This window comes from Brevibacterium album DSM 18261 (genome assembly GCF_000426445.1).
In the GTDB taxonomy this organism is placed as follows: domain Bacteria; phylum Actinomycetota; class Actinomycetes; order Actinomycetales; family Brevibacteriaceae; genus Brevibacterium; species Brevibacterium album.
Map to the genome: position 1 here is coordinate 755,399 of NZ_KE384526.1, position 21,596 is coordinate 776,994.

Here is a 21,596-nt window from a genome sequence, read left to right on the forward strand (position 1 = left end):
TAACTAAGTCGATCCTAGCGGCACGGGAGGCGAAGTGACAAGGAGCACAGGCGAAGCGGCGCGGAGCGGGGCAGACGGCGCCGAGACGGCCCCCGGTTCGCGCGAGGCGCACCACGGGCCGCGGGAGGCGCACCACGGGCCCCGGGGTCAGGCGAAGGCCGAGCGGCGGGAACAGCTGCTGGCCTCGGCGAAGCATCTGTTCGCCCGCTACGGGTTCCGGGCCGTGCGGCTGGGCGACATCGGGAAGGGCGCGGGCGTCTCCGGACCGGCCGTCTACCGGCACTTCGCCTCGAAGGAGGCGGTGCTCGAGGAGTTGCTCGTAGGCATCTCGGAGTACCTGCACGAGGGCGGGCGACAGATCATCGCCGAGGCCGGTGACGCCCGGGCAGGGACCAGCCTCACCCAGGCGGGCGCCGAGGCCGGTGCCCCCGAAGCCGGTGGTGGAGCCGGGGTCCTCAAGGCCGGCCACGGAGCGGGGGCAGCGGCAGCTCTGCGCATCCTGGAGCAGCTCATCGACTTTCACGTGGACTTCGCGATGAAGGAGCCGGAGCTCATCCGGATTCAGGACCGCGACCTGGATGCGCTGCCGGAGGATGCGCGGAGGAGCGTCCGCCGTCTGCAGCGACAGTACGTGACGGCGTGGGTGGGCGCCGTGGGGGCCGCGCACCCGCAGCTCACCGAGGAGGAGGCAACCGTCCGCGTCCACGCGCTCTTCGGCATGGTGAACTCGACGCCCCATCTGGGCAGACGACTGCCCGCCGAGACCGTCGCCCGCGAGCTCCGCCGCTCAGCCCGGGCGGTGCTGGGGATATGAGCGCGGGAGAGCCGGCGGATCGGCACCCCGGCTCTGACAAATCCGCAACAGAGACTCCGCGAATCCGCAACTCACATCCGGCAAATCCGCAATAGAAGGGCCGCGAATCCGCAACTCACGTCCCGCGGATCAGCGGAGAGCGGGTACGCTAAGGCCGTATGAACAGCGAACTCGTCCACCGGAACGCCGCTCCACTGGCCGAGGAAATCATGCAGGAGTCACCGATTACGGTGATCTCCGGTGCCCGCCAGGTGGGCAAGAGCACCCTGATGCGCACACTGCTCACCGATCGCAGTGCCAGGATCGTCAACCTCGACTCCACGATCGACCGGAACTCCGCTCTCAGCGATCCCGACGGCTTTGCCGCACAGTTCCCGGAAGGCACCCTTGCCATCGATGAAATCCAGCGGGTGCCGGAGCTGCTGCTCTCATTGAAGAACGCACTCGAGGCAGACCGCCGGCCCGGGAGATACCTGCTCACAGGGTCGTCCAACCTGCACTCGCTCAGAGGTGCTGAGGAGAGCCTTGCCGGACGCGCACAGACGGTGGTCCTCCGCGGGCTGAGCCAGGGCGAACTCGCAGGCCGCACAGAGGACTTCGCCTCGTACATGTGGGACCTGCCTCGCACCGGTCAGCTCACGGACATCGACGATCTCAGCCGCGGCGACTACCTGAGCCTTGTCACCGCCAGCACGTTCCCGGAGATCCGCGACGCCCCTCCGCGCAGCCGTGCCCGATGGCTCGGCAACTACGTGGAACGAGTGCTGTCCAAGGATGTGGCAGACGCCTCCGGGATCCGGCACCCAGAACGACTGCTTCCACTGCTGCAGGTGATCGCGGCCGAGAACGCCTCCGAGTTCGTCGCGGCCAGGTTCTCTCGCCTGCTCGACGTACCGGAAAGGAGCATTCCGGCGTACATACAGGCGCTCCGGAACGTCTTCCTCATCCATGAGCTCAAGCCCTGGAGCACCAACGCCACGACCAGAGCGGTCTCCCGGCCCAAGCTGAGCATCCAGGATGCCGGCCTCGCCGCCTTTCTCTGTGACATCGACGCCGACGGTTTGGAGCACGACATCTCCAGCACTCTCACCGGAGGCCTGGTTGAGGGCTTCGTCGCCTCTGAACTGCTGAAGCAGCAGTCGTGGTCCCTGGTGGACTTCACGCTCCGCCACTATCGCGACAGAAACGGAAAGGAAGTGGACCTCGTGCTGGAGAACCGGCGCAGGGAGATCATCGGCCTCGAGGTCAAGGCCACCACCAGTGTGGGGGAGAACCACTTCAGGGGGCTTGAGTACCTCAGGGAGAAGGCCGGGCCGAGGTTCATCGCCGGAGCGGTGCTGCACACGGGAACCCGCGCTGTGCCCTTCGGAGACAGACTCTGGGCCCTGCCGATCGGAACCCTGTGGCGGGCGTAAAAGCTCAGCGTGAGGGTTTCCACGCCCTCCTACCGGGCAGCACCACCGACCGCCGGTGCCATGTCATAGGTGATCCAGTCGGTCCCTTCCGCCACCTCGTCGTAGAGGAAGCGTGCCCGATAGTTGTGAGCCCGGGTGATCCAGCGAACCACCGTCCCACCCTCCTCCGCTGCGATGGAGGCCAGCCGATCGAGCAGGATGCGAGCCGCACCCTTGCCCCGAGACGCGGGATCCACGAACAGATCGTCGAGGAAGAGGCCGTGCGAGGCCGCCAACGGCCGGGAGAACGTCCTGCAGTGGGCGAGCCCCACCAGCTTCGATGGCCCTCCCATGGCAGCGACGAGGCCGCGCTGCGGGTGCGCGTCGTCCAGCAGCCACGAGAAGACCCTCTCGCGCATCTCCGCTGTCTGGACCACCTGGTAGTAGTCCGCATATCCCCGGTAGAGCTCCGACCACTGATCGAAGTGGTCTTCTCTCACCGCATGGACGCTGATGTCCGCTGCAGTCATCGCTCAGCTCACCCCACCGTCGACTGCGGCCGCGATGTCGTGGAGCCCGCGGTACTGGGCGGTGTGCATCTCTTCGCTGATGGGAACCGGCCATGAGCTGTGCTTGGCGATGACGACCTTCTTCTCGAGGTCGACGTAGAGTCCCTGACCGTGGATGCCCACCGCGTAGAGCACGGGTGCGCTGGTGTCGGGGACGTACCAGAAGTTCCGGTAGGTGCCGTTCGGGAAGTCGCGGATGTGGGCGCCCGACCGCCACCTCGCAGCATCACCGGTGCAGAGGTCGCGGACGAAGGCCTCCGGGACCAGTCCGCTTCCGGCCGCCAGGTGGTGACCGACGCGTGCGAGGTCGCGGGTCGAGCAGGAGAAGCCGCCCGCCGCGCGCCCTGCACCGTAGTCGTCAACGGTCAGGTCTGCATCGAACTCCGCGCCGATCGGCTTCCAGATGTATGTCGAGAACAGTTCCGCCAGTCGGCGTCCGGCCGCGCGCTCAAGCACCCAGCCGGCCATGTCGGTCGTCGGCGATGCGTAGTGGTACTCGGCGCCCTCCGGCGACCGGCGTTCGAGCGATGGCAGGAACGAATGGAGCCCTTCGCTCTCGCCGGGGATCCAGCCGGTCGAGCGGCGGTACTCGAGCATGCGGGGGTCGGCCATCGCATAGTCTTCCGAGAACCGGAGCGGAACAGCCATATCGAAGAGCGACTGGATCTCGACGTCGAAGGCGGAGCCCTTCACTTCGGGGACGTACTCCACCACCAGGTCGGTGAACGCGAACGCACCCTCCGCCGCGAGGGCTCCCCCGATGAGACCGGTCAACGACTTCGTGACGCTGAAGTTGATGTGGACGTCTGCGGCGGTCCTGCCCTCGGCATACCACTCGAACTGCAGTTCGCCGCCGGAAAGCACCACGATTGAGTCCGTTGCCGTCTCCTCGAGGTATTTCGCCACCGTCTTTCCGCTGCTCTGCAACGGTGCATCCAGAGCAGCTGCGCCGCACGCGGCCTCGGTCAGCTCGAACGTGTCACCCCCTCGCGCCACCCTTGCGGTGGGGATGATCTCTCGCACATTAGCGAATGCCCAGCGATTCGATTCCGGCGTCATCCATGTTGCCAGCAGCTTCTCCACGACTCCCTCTCCTGCATCCATGATTCCGAGCGCTCAACGGCTCGGCGCCTCCCGAACGGACACGCGATGACCGCTCCCCCGGCTCACTGAATCGCCGAGTCGAAGACGAATGATCCGTTGACCATCGTCGCGATGACCTCCAGCTCTCCAATGCGTTCCGCCGCGATTGTGAAGATGTCATCGGACAGGACGACCAGGTCGGCAAGATACCCGGGCGCGAGGACGCCCTTCACGTCTCCCTCATGAACCGCAAACGCGGAGCCGAATGTGTAGGCCCGTACAGCCTCCGAGACGGTGACACGCTCGCTCTCACCCAGAACGCGACCCGCCGTCGTCTTTCGATTCACCATATCGTGAATGCCCTGCAGCGGTTCGCCGGCCACGACCGGTGCGTCCGAGGAGCCGGGGAGGCACACGCCTGCATCCAAGAAGGACTGCATGCGGTAGATGTGCGAGTGCTGATCGTCCTCGAGCGCTTCGAGGAAGCCGTCCCCCAGGGTCGAGATGAACTTGCCCTGCGGAACCGGAACCATCCCCAGCCTCGCGATTCTCTCGACCTGCTCGGGGGACACTATCGCAGCATGTTCGATGCGATGACGGTGATCAGGCCGATACAGCTTCGCCTGTGCTTTCTCGACACCGTCGAGCACATGGTTGAGGGAGCGATCTCCGATGGCATGAGCGGCCACCTGCCATCCATTCACATGAGCATCGACGATGAGCTGTTCGATCTCCGGCCCCTCCCATTGGAGGAGCCCCCGGTTGCCCGGTTCGCCGCGGTACTCACAGCAGGTCGCAGCGGTGCGTCCGATCAGTGAACCGTCCGTGAGCATCTTGACCGGACCGAGGCGCAGGAACCGATCACCGAAACCGGACCGCAGGCCGAGGTCGATGCCCCAGCCCTCGGGCCTGTCGCTGCCGCCGAGTTCGTGGAACGCGGTGATGTAAGGCATGAGCGTCATGCGGACATCGAGGAGGCCGCGTTCGTGGGCGACCTGGAACGCGCGGAAGTCCACAGCGCTGTTTCCGATCACGTCTCCGCCCAGACCGGGCTCGGTCGCACTCGTCAGACCGTTGCGCACAGCCCACTCGGACGCCGCGCCGATCCCGCTGACGATCGTTTCGAGCTCGAGCGGCCAGATGGCGCTCGAGACGATCGTCATCGCACGCTCGAGCAGCAGACCGGTGAACCTGCCGTCGGAATCGCGTCCCAGATCGCCGCCGGGCGGAACGACCATATGTTCCGCTGCATCGATTCCGGCTGCTGCGAGCGCGGGACTGTTGACGACCGCCATGTGGTGGGAGTTGTGGAGCAGATAGGCCGGACGGCCTCCCGTGATCGTGTCCAGCACTCTCAGGTCCGGATGGCCGCCGATGCGATTCTGATCGTATCCGTGGCCGATGACCCACGCATCCGCAGACAGCGAGGCAGCATGCTCCTCCACCAGACCGTAGAGCGCATCCAGCGACTCGGCCGCTGTGTACGAGACGTCCAGCTGAGACATCTCGACTCCCATTGTCGAGAAGTGCATGTGCGCGTCGTTGAATCCCGGCACTGTGCAGCGCCCGCCGAGGTCGGCATAGGTGACCGCCTCGACTCCCGACAGGTCGTCGTCGAGCCCGATGACAACGCCGTGGTGAATTCCGACGCTTCTCGCGAAGGGGCGATTCGGATCGCCGGTGTAGATGGCGCCGTTGTTCAGGATCGTGTCGATCTTCATCGATTCGCCTGCCTTCCGCTCGACCCACACGATGGGAGTCTCGCCGCGATTCGCGTCTGCACGTCACTCATCGCGTGCCTCCGCAGGCTCGACCCCGCACCAGAACGCCGCGAAGAGGGCGATTGTCTTCGTGCACTGCTTCAGCGATTCGATCGAGACCCTCTCGTCGAAACTGTGGATGTTCTCGGTGTAGGGGCCGTAGACCAGCGTCGGCACATCTGCGTGGTTGACGAACAGCGAGGCGTCCAGATAGCCCGGGGTGGTGATCGTCTCGAGCTCGCTGCCCGCGACGTGCCGGTGGCACTGCGCGAGCAGGCTCTCGGCATCGCCGCCCGGATCGAGCACATATCCGTCGGCGAAGAACCCGGACGGTTCGACGCTGACCTGGTAGCGCGAGTCGCGGTTGAACTCCGCGACGTGCGCTCGCACCTCGGCGAGAGCCTCCTCAGGGGAGACTCCGGGGAAGGTCGAAATGCGCAGGCTCAGCTCGCACCAGCCCGGAACCGATGACGCCCAGTCCCCGCCGGAGATCTTGCCGAGGTTGAAATTGATCGGCCGGGGCACGCCCTCGAAGTGCTCATGAGATCCGCTCTGCGAATTCCACTGCTCTTCCAGCGACTTCAGCGATTGCAGCACTTCGAACGCATACTCGATGGCGTTCGAACCATCGGTCATGATTCGAGGATGCGCAGGCTGCCCGGTGACCCGCAGGGTCAGCCACAGGACTCCTGTGTTCGCCCGGACGAGCGCATCGTCCTCCGGTTCGGAGATCAGCGCCGCATCGGCTGAGTATCCGCGCTGCAGCGCGGCGTTCGCACCGTTGCCCGTGGACTCCTCCTCCACCACCGACTGCAGGATGACGGTGGACCGGGGCCTCAGGCCGGCGTCGAAGATCGCCTGCAGCGCGAACATGTTGGCGACCAGGCCGGCCTTCATGTCTCCGGCACCCCTGCCGTAGATCCACTCGGCCGAAGCACTGCCGCTCCACGGATCCATCTCCCACTGCTCGAGGGGACCGACGGGAACGACATCGATATGACCGTTGAGGATGAGCGAGCGCCCCTTCTCGGCCGTAGGCCGGTATGTGCCCACGACATTCTCCTGAGGCCCCGCATCGGGGTCGGGGACGCCGTAGTTCCTGCTCTGTTTCAGTTCCTCGGTGTTGATCTCCCAGCGGTCGATCGTCAGCCCCAGCCGTCTGAACGCGTTCTCGACGAAGTCCTGGCCCTCGCCCTCACAGCCGCGCAGAGAGGGTATGCGGATCAGCTTCTGAGTTTCGGCGATCTGCTGGTCGAAATTCGCTTCAACGGCCTCGGTCACCATCTGTGAGACTTGATCCCAGTGCATATCGCATCACTCCGGTCGCAGGACATTCAGAGACTCATCGGCGATGAGCTCCTCGAACCACGGGGTCAGATCTGCCTCGGAGTCGTACCAATCGGCAACCTCCGCGACATCGCCCCCGTCCTCGTATCCGAGCTCAGCCGCGCGAGTCTTCCACTTCTCCGTGAAGCCGCTGACATCGTCACGGACCGTTTCCGGGAGGTCGCCCTCCGCGATCAGGCCGTCGATGAGCTCATCGGTGACTTCTGCCATGACCTGCTGGCTCGGCTCGTCGATCTGCTCGATGACACCGCCTGAGTCAGCGACGCGGCTGAACGAATCGGACCAGCCGCCGATGCCGGCCCTGTGCCAATCGGCCATGGACTCGTTGATGGAGTCGAAGATCAGCTGCCGGTAGGGAAGCGGCAGACGGTCGAAGCTCGGGCCTGCGAAGAACACCGCGGGCGAGCGTGGGATCGAGGTCTCTGTCGTGTATCCGATATCGGTCGCCGCATCCGCGTAGCCGAAGCTGAGTGAGTCCGACGGCTGGGTCATGATGCAGGTCACGGTTCCGCGCTGCAGGGCCTCGTATGCCTCCGTGATGTCGGTCGAGACACCGGCCGCGCCGAGTGCCGACGCGATCTCGGACTGGGTGACCGAGGCGATGCGGATCTGCTTGCCGCTCCATTCGTCCTCGTTCCGCACAGGCTGGTTGCACATGTTGACGTAGCCGTGGTTCATCGCGTGCACGAGCGGCACCAGCTCCTGCCTCTCGTACTCCTCGGAGATGGCTTCGTCCGTGACCGCGAGCTCACGGCCGACGGCCTGCGCCACGAGCTCACCCTCGAAGGGCGTCGTCTCCAGCAGAGCCGTCGCTGTCGCGTATGCATTCATCACGGGGAACTCAGCAGGGTAGTAGATCGGGTTCGTGTACCCGATATCGATTCGGCCGTCCACCACAGCGTCGCGAACTTCGTCGAAGCCGGCCGCGGCCATTCCCCAGACGATGTCGAGTTCGATCTTGCCCTCGGAGCGCTCCTCGAGGATCTCCTTGAAGACATTCGCCTGAGCGCCGAGCGGGTCCTGCCCGGACGGCGCGAGGGTTTGGTAGGTGATCGTCACGTCGTCCAGGTCGGCGATCGCCTCGGAGATCGCCGCCTGATCCGCACCGTATTCGTACCCGGCGGCATCGGAATCGGCTTCGATTCCCTCACCGCATGCGGCAAGCGCCAGAACACCCATCAGCGACGCCGCTTTCAATCCGCTTCGCATAGGCCTCTCCCTTCTCATTGAGCTGTTCTCAGAAAATGCACGTGCCGCTATTTGATCCGACCTGCCTATCCGATCATCCTCGGCAGCCATTCGACGACTTCGGGCATGAAGATCAGGAACACGACGAAGCCGATCGCGACGGGCAGGAACCACGCGACTGCGATGAAGACGTCCATGAGGGAGATTCTCTGACCAAGATTCACCGACGGGTTCTTCGCAATCCCGTGGATGATGAACGCGAGGATCCCGACCGGAGGTGTGACCATGGCGATCTCACCCATGATCACCATGAACACCCCGAACCAGAGGAGGTTTATCTCCATCTCGACCAGGACCGGCAGCAGCACCGGAACAGTGAGGAGCATCATCGGGAGCGTATCGAAGAACATGCCCATGATCAGATACGCGACGACCAGCAGGAGCAGCAGCCAGGTCCTGCTCAGGTTCAGCGACACTATGAAGTCGACGACCATCTCAGACAGACCGGAGATGGACAGGAGCCTCATCAGCAGTTCCGCTCCGATGATGAGGAAGAAGATGGATGCCGTGGCAGAGACCGTCTTCTGTGCGGCGGTGACGATTCGGCCCAGAGCACTGCGGTCGAGATTCATCGCCACCGTGACGAGCAGAGCTGTGATGGCCGCAGCCGCCCCGGCCTCGGTCGGCGTGAATGCGCCGGAGAACAGCCCGCCGAAGAGCACGATCATCACCAGCGGGAACCCCCAGATGGGCAGCAGCGAACGGAAGCGTTCGCCCCACGCAGCCCTGCTCTGCCCCTCGGCCTCGACTCCGCGGTTCGCCAACCCGGGCCGGACCAGTGACGCGATGATGATGGAGAGACCGAACGTGACTGCAATCAGTACACCGGGGAGGATTCCGGCCGCCAGCTGCTGGCCGACAGGCACGGTGGCGATGCCGGCGTAGACCACGAGCAGGATCGAGGGCGGAATGACCGAGCCAGGAATGCCGGCCACGACCACCACTCCCACGGCCATCTTCCTGTTGAAGCCCGCCCGCAGCAGCTCTGGGATGGCCGCACGAGCGAGCGCGTAGGTCATGCCGATCGTGGAACCCGACACGGAGGCCAGCCCTGCACCGGCGGCCGTGGTCCCGACGCCCACACCACCGGGCAGCCATCCGAACCACTTCGCAGAGGCGCTGAACAGCTTCGTCGTGAGGCCGGACTCGACCATGAGCATCCCCATGAAGATGAACGCAGGGATCACACTGTAGGTCCAACTGGCGGCGGTGTTGAACGGTGATGTGGAGAGCAGGTTCTGCAGCGCGGTCGTCCCGCTGATCACGTACACGGCCAGGAGGCTCGGGACTGCGAGAGCCAGAGCGATCGGCACCGAGAGGAAGATCAGCACGAGCACCAGGGCGACTGCCCAGATTCCGGCGGTCTGGGTGGTCTGGCTCGAGAGCAGGCCGATGACGCAGGTCACGAGCAGAAGCAAGCCGATGGACAGGCCGGGTCGCACATATCGGGTCAGACGGGCGGTGTGCTCACGCGGCGCGTCATCGCTTCGCGGGAGTCCCGCTCCGATGTCGCTCGCTCTGAGCTTCTGATGATCTGCCATTATGATTCAGCTGCCTTTTCAAGCAGCAGATCAGGATCTGGTTCGTTGTTGCGTATGATCATGACAGCGTTGTATGCGTACAGGGCCGCGAGAATGGTGAAGACGATCGGAACGATGAAGTAGATCGGCCAGATGGTGACCGCGGAGATGCCTGCCACCGCTTGGATCTCCATGTTGTGCGTCGCTTCCCTGGCTCCGAAGAACGCCCATGCAGCACTGACGACGACACCGATCACCGCACCGAGCGCGCGGAAGAACACGGCATTGGCCACGGTCATCCGCTCGGTGAAGAGCGTTGCGACGATGTGTTCGCGCTGCAGAAGCGCCGATGGAATCCCCAACAGCGCCACGATCGGCATGTACATGTATTCGATCAGCTCGTTGGTGACGGGGAGCGGAGCCTGAAAGAGGAATCTGCTCAGCGCATGGACGGTCACGTGAACCATCATTGCGACAACCACGACAGCGGTCACCGAATTGATCGCGCGATCTATCGACCGCACAGCCGCGGGCGGCTTCATGCCCATTCGCCACTCGCCCCCTCCGTCATCATCGACGCAATGTGCCGTGTGCGGCGCCCAGAGTCGTGCAGCTTCGAACCCTTGCGGCGCATCAGGACCGAACTCGCCCGCGACACCCGGCACCAGAACACCCGCGCGCCAGAGCAGCCTGACGTTTATAAATGGTACACGATTCTTTACTGACATCAAAGGCTTCTGGCCCTGAGATGAACGTGTGTATGACTACGTCCCGGAGCCCGACCTCTCACAGCTGCGTGTGATCTTCAATCGGGCACGGCACGACGCCGGGCTGACATACGATCAGCTGGCGGCCCGCTCCGGACTGTCACGACAGACGCTCATCAACCTCAGCCAGGGCCGGCACTACGGCGATCTCCAGACCTGGCTCCGGCTGTCCGCGACGTTCGAGGTGGGGCTCGACGACCTGCTGTCCCCGGTCTGGCCGGACGAAGAACGCTAGGTGTGCTTCCCCGGCACGACCGGGCGCGCCTCCCGCACCTCACACCGCTCTCAGCTCGCCCCGCAGCCGCACCTTGTCGACCTTGCCCAGCGCCGTCAGCGGCAGGCTGTCCAGCAGGACGATCCGCTTCGGCCGCTTGTAGCTCGCCAGCGGCTCACGGACTGCCCCTGCGATGCCCTCGACGGTCACCCCGCCCCCATCGGGCACGACGAAGGCGACGACCGCCTCTCCCCAGTCGGGGTGGGGCACCCCGGCGACGGCGACCTGGCCCACCCCCTCGATCCCGTCGAGGGCCTGCTCCACCTCGCTCGTGTAGACGTTGAGGCCCCCGGTGATGACCATGTCCTTCTTCCGGTCGACGAGGAAGAGGCAGCCGTCCGCCCCGCGATCCGCCCCGTCCTCGCCGACCACCCGCACCTCGGCCATTTCGCCTCGGAACCAGATCGTCCGCGGATGCGCGTGGTCCTCAGCCGAGCACGGTACGGCATCAGGCTGCTCTGCAGTCAGGTCACAGCGGACTCCGAGTCCTCGCGGCAGACTCTCATCAACCTGAGCCAGGGGAAGCACCACGGCGATCTGCAGACATGGCTGAGGCTCTCCGCCTCGTTCGAGGTGGGACTCGACGACCTCCTGGCCCCGGTCTGGGGCGCCGGCCGCTCAGCTCTCCGCGACCGGCGACAGCCCCTTCAGCCCTCCGCCCTGCGCTCCCACAGCCGCGGGTCACGCCGATAGGGCACGAGCAGCACGCTCGACAGCGCTGCGGAGAGCACCGCGGAACTCGTCCGGCCCAGCTGCGAGGTCATTCCCTCGAACCTGCCCAGACCGCGCTTGCCGAGCACCAGGAGATCGGCCGTCGCCGAGGCCTGGATCAGCAGCGCTGCAGGCTCACCGGAGAGGAACTCGACCTCCGCCTCGAGGCCGGGATACGCCTCCCGCAGCCACGCGAGGTCGGCCCGCGCCCGGCGCTCTGCCAGCGTGCGCTCCGAGAGCGCGTCGATGCCCACGAGCAGCCGCAGCGGCAGATCGTTGCGCACCGCGAACGAGGCCGCGTCGAGCGCTGCGACACCGGCGTACTCGGAGGTGTCCAGCCCCACGACGACGCCTGCGCCTCCCGTGCGGACCGGGTGGCTCGCAGGATCGTCGAACTCACTGCCCTCCGCGGCGGCGTGGACCAGCACAGCGCTGAGGGCGTGCCCAGGCAGCCCGAAGCTCACGGTCCCGATCCTCCGGCTGTTGACCTGGCCCGTGCCGTGGTGCCCCAGCACGAGGAGGCCTGCATCGTAGGCGCGGTCGCTCAGCACCTCGCCCGCGTCGCCCACCACCGCCTCGGTGCGGATCTCCGTGCCCGAGGCGCCCTCGGGGTGCGCGGCGTCGAGCTCGGCCAGTCGGGAGGAGAGCGAGGTGAGGAGCTGCTCCCCCGCCTCCCGGAGTTCGGCCTCGTCGTCGATCTCAAGGTGGGCGGGGGTGATGACGTGGACCAGCCGCAGCGCGTGCCCGGTCCCCCTGAGCTCCTTGAGCGCCCACGCGGCGGCCTCATCGCTCTGCACCGATCCGTCGATGCCGACGAACACGTCTCCGCTCAGCTCCACAGCGCCTCCTCGGCGGGTCACATCCTCATGGCCTGGTCACTCGCAATCGTAGTGAACCCGCGGGCGAAACGCCCGGAGGGCCCCTGACCGCCGCGGGCGCCCCGAGGCCATCCGGGTCGTGGGAACGCTCTGCTCGGAGTGCAGGCTGGGCGCATATCCCCTACGCGATGTGCTCGCTCGGCAGCGTCAGGATCTCCGCCCCGTCGCCGGTGATCGCGATGGTGTGCTCACTGTGCGCCGCGCGGGCTCCGGTGGCGCTGCGCAGGGTCCAGCCATCCGCATCGGTGACGAGCCGGTCGGTGTCGGCCATCACCCAGGGCTCCAGGGCGAGCATGAGGCCGGGGCGGAGCGTGTAGCCGCGTCCCGGTCGTCCGGTGTTCGGGACGTGAGGGTCCTGATGCATGGTGGTGCCGATCCCGTGCCCGCCGAACTCGAGATTGATCGCGTAGCCCACCGCGGAGAGGACATCGCCGATGGCGTGGGAGAGATCGCCGATCCGCGCACCCGGCCGCGCCGCCGCGATGCCGGCCGCGAGCGCCTGCTGGGTGGCGACGATCATACGCTCATCAGCGGGATCACGCTGAGTCCCGACCACGAAGCTGATCGCGGCGTCGGCAGCCACGCCCTGAAGCTTGACGGCAAGGTCGAGAGTGAGCAGATCGCCGTCGGCCAGGCAGTAGTCGTGAGGCATTCCATGCAGCACGGCATCGTTGACGGCAGTGCAGATGTAGTGCCCGAAAGGTCCGCGACCGAAGGAGGGAGCGTAATCGACGTAGCACGACTCGGCACCGGCGTCGAGGATCATCTCCTTCGCCCACCGGTCGAGGTCGAGCAGGTTCGTGCCCGCACTCGCGCGGCGCTTCAGACTCCGAAGGATGTCGCCGACCAGGCGTCCGGTGTCGCGCGCCCGGCCGAGCTGGGCGGGGCTGAGGATCTCGATCATGCCGATAACTATACCGGTCAAACAGTACCGGCAATAGAATGGGTGCATGGTCAGACTGCCGCTCACACCAGAGGAGATCGAACGCGGGCAGCGCCTGGGCGCCCTGCTGAGGCTCGCCCGCGATCAGCGTTCGATGCTCGAAGTCGCCGTCGCCGCAGGAGTATCGCCGGAGACGCTGCGCAAGATCGAGACCGGCCGCGTGGCGACCCCTGCATTCTCGACCGTCGCCGCGCTCGCGCAGGCGCTGGGGCTCTCTCTCGATGAGGTCTGGGCTCAGATCACCGCGCCTGCGGAGCGGACTGCGGCCGCGGGAGCCTGACACGTCCCGCGCGAAGGCTCATGCTCACGAACACGGCCCTCGACACGCGAAAGGCTCCCCACCGGGCATTCGCCTGGTGGGGAGCCTTGTTGCCGAGCCGCCTGTCGGAATCGAACCGACGACCTATTCATTACGAGTGAATCGCTCTGCCGACTGAGCTAAGGCGGCAACGCGGACCAGTCTATGACGACCCCTCACGAGAGGTCAAAGCGGGACCGGCACTCTCTGCTGTGATCCTCGACACCGATTTCCGTCGGCAGACCGGACTGGCGAACCCTCGGCCCCATGGACTTCAGCAGCCCGCAGCGACCGGACGCCGGCCCCTCAGACCGCGCCCTCCCCTCACAGGGGCGCGAGGGCGTTCACGGCCGCCGCGACGAGCGAGTCCGTGAGCCGGTCGAGCCCCGGCAGCGACGCGGCCCAGCGATGCCAGTGCAGCGGCACGTCCACCGGTCCCGCGCCCGGCACCCGCATGATGTCCCCCGTACCGTCCATGCGCGCCAGCTGCAGCTCCGGCAGGCACCCCCAGCCGAGGCCCGCACGCACTGCCGCGGCGAACCCCTCCATCGAACCGACGACGTGCACCGGCGCGCTCCCCGCCCCCGCTCGCACCCCCTGCTCCCGCAGCACGCGATGCTGCAGATCATCATCGGAGTTGAACACGAGCACGGGACAGCGCTCGAGCGAGCCGTGCCTCTCCCACAGGGCCTCGGAGACCGAGGGCCAGTACCGGAATCGGCCCAGCGGCACCGCCACACACCCCGTCTGCGCCTGCGCCCGCGCGCTCAGCGCCCCCATCACCTCACCGCGGGCGAGCGCACCGTGCGCCACGTCCTGATCCTCGACGCGCATGCGGAGAACCACATCGCCCCACTGCGCGGCGTCCGCCATGACCGGCTCCAGCCAGGTTCCCAGCGCGTCCGCACCCACGGCGACGGGGAGCACCGTCCGGGCCGGCGCCTCGGCGGCAGCGAGCTCACCCGCCAGCGCGGCGATCTGCCTGGCCCGCCCCAGCACCCGCTCCCCCGCCGCCGTCACCCGCGGCGGCGAGGAACGCGTGACCAGCACGCTCCCGAGCGCCCGCTCCAGCCCGCGCACGCGCTGCGAGACCGCCGAGGTCGTCACGCCCAGCGCGCTCCCCGCCAGGTCGAAACCCCCTTCGTCCACGACCGCGACGAGAGCTGACAGCTGCGCAAGACTCGGCTCCATGAAAGCAACCTTAATCCACTTCAGTTCGTTTACATGGACTTCACAAGCAGAGTCGCCATAGCGTTCTGCGCATGGACTTCAGCGCACTCCCCCTCGCCCTCACAGGCTTCGCGACCGGACTCGGACTCATCGTGGCGATCGGCGCCCAGAACGCCTTCGTCCTCCGCCAGGGCATCCGTCGCGAGCACGTTGGCGTCGTCGTCACCGTGTGCGCGCTCGTGGACATCGCACTCATCACGCTCGGCACCGCGGGCATCGGCGCCGTCCTCGAGCACGCGCCCTGGCTCGTGGCCGCCCTGCGCTGGGGCGGAGTGGCCTATCTCCTCTGGTTCGCGTTCGGCAGCGTCCGCTCCGCGTTCTCCGGCGGTTCGCTCGAAGCCGGCACCGCGGCACAGGAGCGCTCCGCCGCACCCTCCGCACTGCGCATCGGCCTCCTCACCGCCTCCCTCTCACTGCTCAACCCCCATGTGTACCTCGACACCGTGGTGATGCTCGGATCCATCGCCAATCAGCAGGAGCACCGGTGGGTGTTCGCCGGCGGCGCGATCACGGCCTCGCTCGCCTGGTTCAGCGCCCTGGGCTGGGGCGCGCATCGCCTCGCCCCCGCACTCCGCAGCCCGCGGGCATGGCTGGTCATCGACCTGTGCGTCGCCGCTGTCATGGTCCTCATCGCCGCCAAGCTCGCATTCGGCTTCTGAGCTGCGCTCCGGGGCCGAGGCGGCCCCCGGGCCCGCGTGCGCCTCAGCGACAGTGCCTCACCTGCGCTTCCGATCACGTAGTCTCTACCGAGCGGGACCAGGATGATCGCCGCGACCACTGGAAGGCGAGAGGAGACGGGCACGTGATGAGGTTCTCCCACGAGAGGCTTGAGACGTTCCTGTCCCAGTTCCGCCGGCTCATCGAGTGCGAGTCGCCGTCCTCGGACCCGCGCGCGCTCGCGGCCAGCGCGGCCCTCGTCGCCGGGATCGGCGAGGAGCTCACCGGAGTGCGCCCCCGCGTCCGCACCGTCGAGGGCTTCCCGCACGTCCGCTTCGACCTCGGCACTGGGCCGCGCCGGATCCTGCTGCTCGGCCACCACGACACCGTCTGGCCCCGCGGCACGCTGGCCTCCATGCCGTTCTCCGCGGAGAACGGCATGGTCCGCGGACCCGGCGCCGACGACATGAAGGGCGGTATCCTCATCGCCCTCCACGCGATCGCCCTCCTCCGTGCGTTCGCGGGCGAGGACCTCCTCGACGGCGTGTCCGTCCTCATCACCGCCGACGAGGAGCTGGGCTCGCCCACCTCGCGGCCGCTCATCGAATCCCTCTCCGCCGGTGCCGAGGCGGTGCTCGTCTTCGAATCGGGCGGCGCGTCCGGAGAAGTCAAGATCGCTCGCAAGGGAGTGGCGATCTACGAGTTCGAGGCGGTCGGCCGAGCCGCACACGCAGGAGTGGAGCCGGAGAAGGGCGTCAACGCCACCGTCGAGCTCGCCCACCAGGTGCTGCGGATCGCGCAGCTGGGCGCCCCGGAGCTCGGCACGAGCGTCGTCCCGGCCGTCGTCCACTCGGGCACCACGACCAACACCGTGCCCGCGCGCGGCACACTCGCCGTCGACTCACGTGCGGAGAGCGTCGCGGAGCAGGAGCGCGTCGACGCCTCGCTGCGGGCGCTCACGGCGGTCGTTCCCGGTGCCCGGCTCGTCCTGCACGGCGGGATCAACCGCCCGCCGCTCGAGGACCTCAGCTCCCTGCCCCTGCTGGGGCGGGCGCAGCAGATCGCCGAGGCCCTGGACCACCCTCCCGTGCGTCCGCTCCGCGTGGGCGGGGGCTCCGATGCGAACTTCGCCGCCGGGGTGGGAGCACTCACGCTGGACGGCCTGGGCACGGTGGGCGGAGGCTCGCACGCCGATGACGAGCACGCCCTCATCGAGTGGATCCCCCGCCGCGTGGAGCTCGTCGCAGGTCTGCTGGGCTCGCTGCTGGAGGACCCCCTGCCGCATCACTGACCGAGGCCCTCCGCGCAGCCGACCCCTGCCAGGTGGCTCCGTCTCAGCTCGTGATCCAGGGATTGGAGAGGCCGATGAAGGCCGCCTCCACCACGAGGGCCGGTGCCATGTTCGTCGCCAGCCTCTCCCTCGCCTGCCGCAGCACGTCGATCTGCAGCAGCGTCGTCGTGGCATCGCCCTGGTCCGCGAGCCGCGCGATGCGGTCGCTCTCCTCGACGTTGATCCGCCCGGTGCCGGAGTCGAGCTGCACCGCGAGCACGTCCCGGTAGAGCGAGAGCAGCTCGATGAAGATCGAGTCGAGCTCATCGTTGCGAGCGCGCACGCTCCTGCGCTTCTGCTCCTCCTCCAGCCGCCTGATCTGAGCCCGCGCACTGGGCGGTATCCTGCCGTCGGACTCCACCCCGAGGGTGCGCAGCAGCGATTCCCGCTCCTCCGCGTTGCGGGCCTCGGTCCGCGCGGCCGCGCGCTCCTTCGCGACATCGACGATGCGCGCGGCGATCCTCACCGTCGAACCCACCGAGGTCAGATGGGAGGGGATGTCGAGCGTGAAAGCACGCTCCTTCCTGGCCTCCGGGTGCAGTGCGAGATGCCGGGCCCGGCCGATGTGGCTCTGCGAGGCGTGCGCGGCCCACTGCGCGGTCTGCGGATCGACGCCGTCCCGCCGCGTCAGCAGCTCTGCGACCGCGTCCGCACCCGGCACCCGCAGGGAGACGCTGCGGCACCGCGAGCGGATGGTCGTGAGCACGTCCTGCGGGCTGGGCGCGCACAGGATCCACACCGTCGCCGGCGGCGGCTCCTCGATCGCCTTGAGCAGGACATTGGAGGTCCGCTCAGCCATGCGGTCGGCGTCCTCGATGATGACGACGCGCCACGGCGCGTTCACCGGCGACTGCTGCGCCCGGGAGACCAGCTCCCGCACCTCGTCGATCGTGATGACGGATTTCTGCGTGGTCAGCACCGTCATGGACTCGTGCGTGCCCCGCAGCGCCCGCTCCGTCTCCGGTGTGCGGCTGGCCCCATGGTCCGGGGTGAGGAGAGCTGCGGCGAAGGCCCGGGCCGCGTTCGAGCGCCCGGAGCCCGGCGGACCGGTGATGAGCCAGGCATGCGTCATCGAGCCGCTGCCCGGTGCCGCTGCCCGGGCCAGCTGCTCGATCGCCCGGTCCTGTCCCACGAGCTCATGCCAGACGCTCTCCGCGGGGAGCGCGGCGGTCACCGTCATGAGCGCCGCCCATCCCGCTGCTCGCGCAGCCTCTCCCGCGCCTGACGCTCGATCTCGGCCTGTGCCCGCAGCCTGTCACGGCTCGAGGCCCTCGGCGCTCCGGTGCCGTCGCCGGAAGACCCGGAGGCCCCCGTGCCATCGCCCGCAGGGGCGGGCGCTCCAGCGCTCTCCCGGCCGGCGAGTCCGTCACGGGCGGCGCGCATGACCTCCTCCGGCAGTCCCACCGGCCGCTGCGCAGACGGCTGCGCGGCCGAGTCCGTCACGGCACGGATCACCCGTGTGGGGTCCTCGGACGGCGAGGGCTGAGGAAGACCGTCCTGACCCGCGCTGCCGCCAGCCCTGTTCGCGGCCGCTCCCATCCCGTCCCCCGAGGCTCCGGAACGGCCGGCATGCACCCCGTCCAGCACCACTGTGCTGTCTTCGTAGTGGCCGGCGGCCGAGGCCTCGGAGCCTGCCGGGTACGCCGTGCGGTCCCCGGCCCCGGAAGCGTCCGGCGCCGCCTCAGCGCCGCTGGGCGCACCCGACCCTGCCGTGGCATCCGCGGACCCACGGCTCTCGAGTGCCGCGAGCACCGCGGTGAGGATGCTCTCCGCCACGGCCTCGACGCCGCCCGAAGCGTCGATCACCCGATAGCGCGCGGGGTCCTCCTGGGCGAACTCCCTGAACGCCGTGCGCACCGTCCGGCGGAACGCCTCACCCTCGCGATCCAGATGGTTCTCGTCCGCCCTGCCCGAGATGCGCGCACCGGTCACGGCAGGGTCCGCGTCCAGCACGAGGGTGAGGTCGGGGACGAGCCCCTCCGTGGCCCACGCCGACAGTGCGGTGATGTCCTCGTCCCCCAGTGCGCGGCCGGCTGCCTGATACGCCCGCGAGGAATCGATGTAGCGGTCCGTGATGACGATGCCGCCCCGAGCCACTATCGGCCGCACGAGGGAGGCCACGTGCTGCGCCCTGTCCGCGGCGAAGACCAGCGCCTCCGCCCGGGGCACGACACCCTCGCCGTCCAGCAGCACGGCCCGCAGCTGCCTGCCCGGACCGGTCCCGCCCGGCTCCCGCGTCGTCACGACCTCGGGCAGTCCGCGCTCGCGCAGCGCTTCCGCCAGGAGGTGGATCTGAGTGCTCTTGCCCGTTCCGTCACCGCCCTCGAGCGCGATGAACATCCCACCGCCGGTGCCGCCGCCTGCTGCTCCCGCGGCGCCGGCGCCGGCCGCCGCTCCGGAGGCGGAGAGACTCGAGCCCGTCTTCCCGGGAACCGAGCTCAGCCGCGACAGCCCCGGAGCCGCTCCAGTCGGTGCCTGCCCCGGAGCGGATGCGTCCGCGCTGGACCCAGCGGCAGCGTCCGCCGTCCTGCCCTGGTCTCCGGCCGCAGACGACTGCGCGGATCCGGATGGCTCGGCTCCGCGCACAGCGGGTACCCGGAAGGCGTGCACGACATCCACCCCGATCCCGTGAATGCCGTGCGGACCGAAGGAGAACAGCGCGACGATGCCCGCGACGAGCGCGATCGCGCCCACCACCTCATAGGCGAACTCCGTCGAGGACAGGCTCCAATGCGCGGCGTCGCTGAGCGGGATCTCCGCGCGCACGCCCGCAAGCGTGAGCAGGAGCCCCGCCGCCATGCCGATGCCTGCGCCCACGCGACGGGAGAAGGTGTAGTCCTGGGCCCGCACGCCGAGGCCCACGAGGAACGCGATCGCACCGGAGAGGACGGCCTTGCCGGAGAGCTCCGTGAGGGCCCCCGCCCCGATCGTGAGAACCCCTGAGGTGAGGAGGGCGAAGGCGGTCAGGCGGGGACGGGACATGCCCGGGGCGAAGGTGGGACCGGTCTCGAACCCCACGGCCCAGCCCAGCAGGACCGCGCAGACGATGAGCGACATCCCCGCCTGGCCGAAGCCCAGATCCGCGACCGCGGGCTGCGAGAGGATGCCCACCGCGCCGAGCACGAAGAAGAGTGCGTGGCAGGCCCATGCCGATGCCACAGGAGAGGCCTCGCGCACGGGCATGCGGTGGTTCACGGGGAAGACACCGGTGGTCGGGGCCTCCGAGGACGGCGCGGCGGACCGGCCCACGAGCAGCAGCACCGCTCCCAGCAGCACCGCGAGACAGCCGAGCACCGCCATCCACCGGAGGACGGTGTGCCCCGCACCGACTCCGCCGAGGATCTGGGCGGCATAGGTGACGACGAGGAGCAGGGCGACGGGCACACCGGCGCTGCGCCAGGGCTTGCGGTGCGAGGAGGGCAGCGCACCGAGCACACTGGTCACCGCGACGCCCGCCGCCGCCGCAGTGAGGATGCCCAGCCAGGCGGCGAGCACGAAGAAGAGGACGACGGAGAGCACCGCTGCGGTGAGCGCGGCGCCCGCCGCAAGGCGCAGGGCATGCTGCCGGCCGAGTCTGCGGGCCGGGACGAACACGCCCACGACGCCGGCCGCGCACACGAGGGCGTAGGCGAGGACACCCGTGCGCAGGGCGAAATCCCCTCCCGCTGCGGCCTCCCGGACCGCGGTGAGCTGGCCCGGGTCCACGCGCGCGGTCAGCCCGAAGGCGCCGGCGAGGCTGAACGTCAGCCCCGCGAGCGCAAGCATCGCGAGCCAGGCACCCGATTCCACCATCACCGGTCCGAGGGAGGCGGGCTCCGGTCGGCTCAGCGCGGGACTGGGGTGGGTGGATCCTTGTTCGCTCACACCCGCAAGCCTACTAGGGGGCACTGACGCGGGAACTGGGAACCGCATGCGAGCGGGAGCCTCCGCCGGCCTCGTCATCCACGGCATCCGCGGCGCGACCGGGACCTGCCCCGTCAACAGTGCCACCGGGAGCCGCGGCCTCGCCGGTGCCCGGCAGCCGATGCTTGGGCACGTATGCGGCGGCCGCCCGGGCATCGGCGGCGGTGAGCCCGCCCTCCGTCAGCTCGAACTCCCGCGAGTAGGACCGCAGCAGCGCGGCCTCGACGGCCTCGACCGAGATCCCGGGGTGCAGTTCGCTGATCGCGCCGCCGGTCTCCGGTTCCCAGTCCACACCCAGCGCGGCCTGAACCGCCGTGAGCACGCTGCGGACGGGTGCCGGGTCCTCGACGATCACGGAGGAGGAGAACAGCCACGCACCGCTCACCACCCGCTGAGCCGTGCCGATCGCCTTGATCCGGCCGCCCACATTCACGCTGTGCTCGCCGGGGCAGTACTCCCCGGGGATCTCGCCCATCCGGGCATCGACCCCGATCGTCCGGAGCGCGGCGGCGTACATCTCGCCGAACCGCACGAATCGGTCCTGCGTCTCGGTGAGGAACTCGCCGGTGGGCTCGATGTGGTCGATGACGAGGCTGCCGCCGTGGTAGGCCGCGATCCGCCCGCCCAAGGTGCGCAGCGCCGGGGTGAAGCCCTCCGCCCGGGCCGCCTCGACCGCCGCCGGAAACCCGTCGAGGAAGCGGTCGCGTGCGCCGAAGGCGGCCGTGGGAGCGGGTCGGTAGATGCGGAGGACGGCACCGCGCTCCCCGGACCTCACGGAGTCCAGCAGGGCCCGAGCGAGCGAGAGGTCGTGGAGTGCCTCACCGGGACCGTGGCGCAGCAGAGTGAGCGGGGGTTTCACCGTCTCAGACT

20 protein-coding genes and 1 tRNA gene are annotated in these 21,596 nt (G+C 68.3%); 6 read left to right on the forward strand and 15 right to left on the reverse strand.

Annotated elements, in window-relative coordinates; all coding sequences use genetic code 11:
- The first annotated feature begins 34 nt into the window (after positions 1–34).
- Positions 35–814 (forward strand): TetR/AcrR family transcriptional regulator, encoded by a 780-nt coding sequence (locus K318_RS22845; protein WP_084500366.1) that lies wholly within the window; start codon positions 35–37, stop codon positions 812–814.
- A gap of 158 nt (positions 815–972) precedes the next feature.
- On the forward strand, positions 973–2,229 hold the full coding sequence (locus K318_RS0117085; RefSeq protein ID WP_029090386.1) for an ATP-binding protein: 1,257 nt from the start codon (positions 973–975) through the stop codon (positions 2,227–2,229).
- Positions 2,230–2,258: 29 nt separating this feature from the next.
- On the opposite strand, the gene K318_RS0117090 is transcribed toward K318_RS0117085, so the two are convergent.
- The 7 genes from K318_RS0117090 to K318_RS0117120 all read right to left on the reverse strand — a co-directional run bounded on the left by K318_RS0117090 (position 2,259) and on the right by K318_RS0117120 (position 10,463).
- Entirely contained in the window at positions 2,259–2,738 is a 480-nt protein-coding gene (locus tag K318_RS0117090) for a GNAT family N-acetyltransferase (protein ID WP_035282223.1), read from the reverse strand.
- 3 nt (positions 2,739–2,741) lie between these two features.
- The gene (locus K318_RS22850; RefSeq protein WP_169721487.1) at positions 2,742–3,860 is read right to left on the reverse strand and encodes a serine hydrolase domain-containing protein; all 1,119 of its coding nucleotides are present in this window, start codon (positions 3,858–3,860) and stop codon (positions 2,742–2,744) included.
- An 83-nt stretch (positions 3,861–3,943) separates the two neighbouring features.
- A complete protein-coding gene (locus K318_RS0117100) occupies positions 3,944–5,581 on the reverse strand; it encodes an amidohydrolase (RefSeq protein WP_029090388.1) in 1,638 nt (545 codons plus the stop codon).
- Positions 5,582–5,644: 63 nt separating this feature from the next.
- The gene (locus K318_RS0117105) at positions 5,645–6,928 is read right to left on the reverse strand and encodes an ArgE/DapE family deacylase (RefSeq protein ID WP_029090389.1); all 1,284 of its coding nucleotides are present in this window, start codon (positions 6,926–6,928) and stop codon (positions 5,645–5,647) included.
- A 6-nt stretch (positions 6,929–6,934) separates the two neighbouring features.
- Positions 6,935–8,146, reverse strand: coding sequence for a type 2 periplasmic-binding domain-containing protein (locus tag K318_RS22855; RefSeq protein ID WP_051298156.1), 1,212 nt, complete (start codon positions 8,144–8,146; stop codon positions 6,935–6,937).
- A 95-nt stretch (positions 8,147–8,241) separates the two neighbouring features.
- A complete protein-coding gene (locus tag K318_RS0117115; RefSeq protein ID WP_169721488.1) occupies positions 8,242–9,621 on the reverse strand; it encodes a TRAP transporter large permease in 1,380 nt (459 codons plus the stop codon).
- Positions 9,622–9,755: 134 nt separating this feature from the next.
- The gene (locus K318_RS0117120) at positions 9,756–10,463 is read right to left on the reverse strand and encodes a TRAP transporter small permease (protein WP_084500368.1); all 708 of its coding nucleotides are present in this window, start codon (positions 10,461–10,463) and stop codon (positions 9,756–9,758) included.
- Positions 10,464–10,491: 28 nt separating this feature from the next.
- On the opposite strand from K318_RS0117120, the gene K318_RS0117125 reads away from it, so the two are divergent.
- Entirely contained in the window at positions 10,492–10,737 is a 246-nt protein-coding gene (locus tag K318_RS0117125) for a helix-turn-helix transcriptional regulator (protein WP_029090392.1), read from the forward strand.
- Between the two features lie 39 nt (positions 10,738–10,776).
- On the opposite strand, the gene K318_RS0117130 is transcribed toward K318_RS0117125, so the two are convergent.
- The 3 genes from K318_RS0117130 to map all read right to left on the reverse strand — a co-directional run bounded on the left by K318_RS0117130 (position 10,777) and on the right by map (position 13,269).
- Entirely contained in the window at positions 10,777–11,163 is a 387-nt protein-coding gene (locus K318_RS0117130) for an AMP-binding enzyme (protein ID WP_029090393.1), read from the reverse strand.
- A 260-nt stretch (positions 11,164–11,423) separates the two neighbouring features.
- The gene (locus K318_RS0117135; RefSeq protein ID WP_029090394.1) at positions 11,424–12,326 is read right to left on the reverse strand and encodes a universal stress protein; all 903 of its coding nucleotides are present in this window, start codon (positions 12,324–12,326) and stop codon (positions 11,424–11,426) included.
- A 160-nt stretch (positions 12,327–12,486) separates the two neighbouring features.
- Positions 12,487–13,269, reverse strand: coding sequence for a type I methionyl aminopeptidase (gene map / locus K318_RS0117140; protein WP_029090395.1), 783 nt, complete (start codon positions 13,267–13,269; stop codon positions 12,487–12,489).
- Between the two features lie 46 nt (positions 13,270–13,315).
- On the opposite strand from map, the gene K318_RS0117145 reads away from it, so the two are divergent.
- A complete protein-coding gene (locus tag K318_RS0117145; protein ID WP_029090396.1) occupies positions 13,316–13,588 on the forward strand; it encodes a helix-turn-helix domain-containing protein in 273 nt (90 codons plus the stop codon).
- Between the two features lie 95 nt (positions 13,589–13,683).
- Here K318_RS0117145 and K318_RS0117150 read toward each other — a convergent pair.
- Both K318_RS0117150 and K318_RS22860 read right to left on the reverse strand, forming a co-directional pair.
- Positions 13,684–13,756 (reverse strand) — tRNA-Thr (locus K318_RS0117150).
- Positions 13,757–13,930: 174 nt separating this feature from the next.
- On the reverse strand, positions 13,931–14,797 hold the full coding sequence (locus K318_RS22860) for an ArgP/LysG family DNA-binding transcriptional regulator (protein ID WP_035282224.1): 867 nt from the start codon (positions 14,795–14,797) through the stop codon (positions 13,931–13,933).
- Between the two features lie 71 nt (positions 14,798–14,868).
- On the opposite strand from K318_RS22860, the gene K318_RS0117160 reads away from it, so the two are divergent.
- Together K318_RS0117160 and K318_RS0117165 are read left to right on the forward strand one after the other, a co-directional pair.
- Positions 14,869–15,495, forward strand: a complete 627-nt coding sequence (locus tag K318_RS0117160) for a LysE/ArgO family amino acid transporter (RefSeq protein ID WP_029090397.1) — start codon at positions 14,869–14,871, stop codon at positions 15,493–15,495.
- Positions 15,496–15,641: 146 nt separating this feature from the next.
- The gene (locus K318_RS0117165) at positions 15,642–16,784 is read left to right on the forward strand and encodes a M20/M25/M40 family metallo-hydrolase (RefSeq protein ID WP_029090398.1); all 1,143 of its coding nucleotides are present in this window, start codon (positions 15,642–15,644) and stop codon (positions 16,782–16,784) included.
- Positions 16,785–16,827: 43 nt separating this feature from the next.
- Here the strand turns inward: K318_RS0117165 and K318_RS0117170 are convergent, their stop codons facing one another.
- The 3 genes from K318_RS0117170 to K318_RS22870 are packed head-to-tail and all read right to left on the reverse strand — an operon-like array spanning position 16,828 to position 21,585.
- On the reverse strand, positions 16,828–18,003 hold the full coding sequence (locus tag K318_RS0117170) for a DNA polymerase III subunit delta' (RefSeq protein ID WP_029090399.1): 1,176 nt from the start codon (positions 18,001–18,003) through the stop codon (positions 16,828–16,830).
- Positions 18,000–20,687, reverse strand: coding sequence for a dTMP kinase (gene tmk, locus K318_RS25655; protein WP_245579934.1), 2,688 nt, complete (start codon positions 20,685–20,687; stop codon positions 18,000–18,002). Before tmk ends, K318_RS0117170 begins: the two co-directional genes overlap by 4 nt.
- Positions 20,688–20,700: 13 nt before the next feature.
- Positions 20,701–21,585, reverse strand: coding sequence for a lipoate--protein ligase family protein (locus K318_RS22870; RefSeq protein ID WP_245579935.1), 885 nt, complete (start codon positions 21,583–21,585; stop codon positions 20,701–20,703).
- Between the last annotated feature and the right edge of the window lie 11 nt (positions 21,586–21,596).

What these genes read in the sequence shown, in the direction of transcription:
- K318_RS0117085 (WP_029090386.1), top strand. Translation starts at nt 973, where the DNA reads ATGAACAGCGAACTCGTCCACCGGAACGCCGCTCCACTGGCCGAGGAA.
- K318_RS0117090 (WP_035282223.1), bottom strand. Translation starts at nt 2,738, where the DNA reads ATGACTGCAGCGGACATCAGCGTCCATGCGGTGAGAGAAGACCACTTC.
- K318_RS0117100 (WP_029090388.1), bottom strand. Translation starts at nt 5,581, where the DNA reads ATGAAGATCGACACGATCCTGAACAACGGCGCCATCTACACCGGCGAT.
- K318_RS0117105 (WP_029090389.1), bottom strand. Translation starts at nt 6,928, where the DNA reads ATGCACTGGGATCAAGTCTCACAGATGGTGACCGAGGCCGTTGAAGCG.
- K318_RS22855 (WP_051298156.1), bottom strand. Translation starts at nt 8,146, where the DNA reads ATGGGTGTTCTGGCGCTTGCCGCATGCGGTGAGGGAATCGAAGCCGAT.
- K318_RS0117120 (WP_084500368.1), bottom strand. Translation starts at nt 10,463, where the DNA reads ATGTCAGTAAAGAATCGTGTACCATTTATAAACGTCAGGCTGCTCTGG.
- K318_RS0117130 (WP_029090393.1), bottom strand. Translation starts at nt 11,163, where the DNA reads ATGGCCGAGGTGCGGGTGGTCGGCGAGGACGGGGCGGATCGCGGGGCG.
- map (WP_029090395.1), bottom strand. Translation starts at nt 13,269, where the DNA reads ATGATCGAGATCCTCAGCCCCGCCCAGCTCGGCCGGGCGCGCGACACC.
- K318_RS0117145 (WP_029090396.1), top strand. Translation starts at nt 13,316, where the DNA reads ATGGTCAGACTGCCGCTCACACCAGAGGAGATCGAACGCGGGCAGCGC.
- K318_RS22860 (WP_035282224.1), bottom strand. Translation starts at nt 14,797, where the DNA reads ATGGAGCCGAGTCTTGCGCAGCTGTCAGCTCTCGTCGCGGTCGTGGAC.
- K318_RS0117160 (WP_029090397.1), top strand. Translation starts at nt 14,869, where the DNA reads ATGGACTTCAGCGCACTCCCCCTCGCCCTCACAGGCTTCGCGACCGGA.
- K318_RS0117165 (WP_029090398.1), top strand. Translation starts at nt 15,642, where the DNA reads ATGAGGTTCTCCCACGAGAGGCTTGAGACGTTCCTGTCCCAGTTCCGC.
- K318_RS0117170 (WP_029090399.1), bottom strand. Translation starts at nt 18,003, where the DNA reads ATGACGGTGACCGCCGCGCTCCCCGCGGAGAGCGTCTGGCATGAGCTC.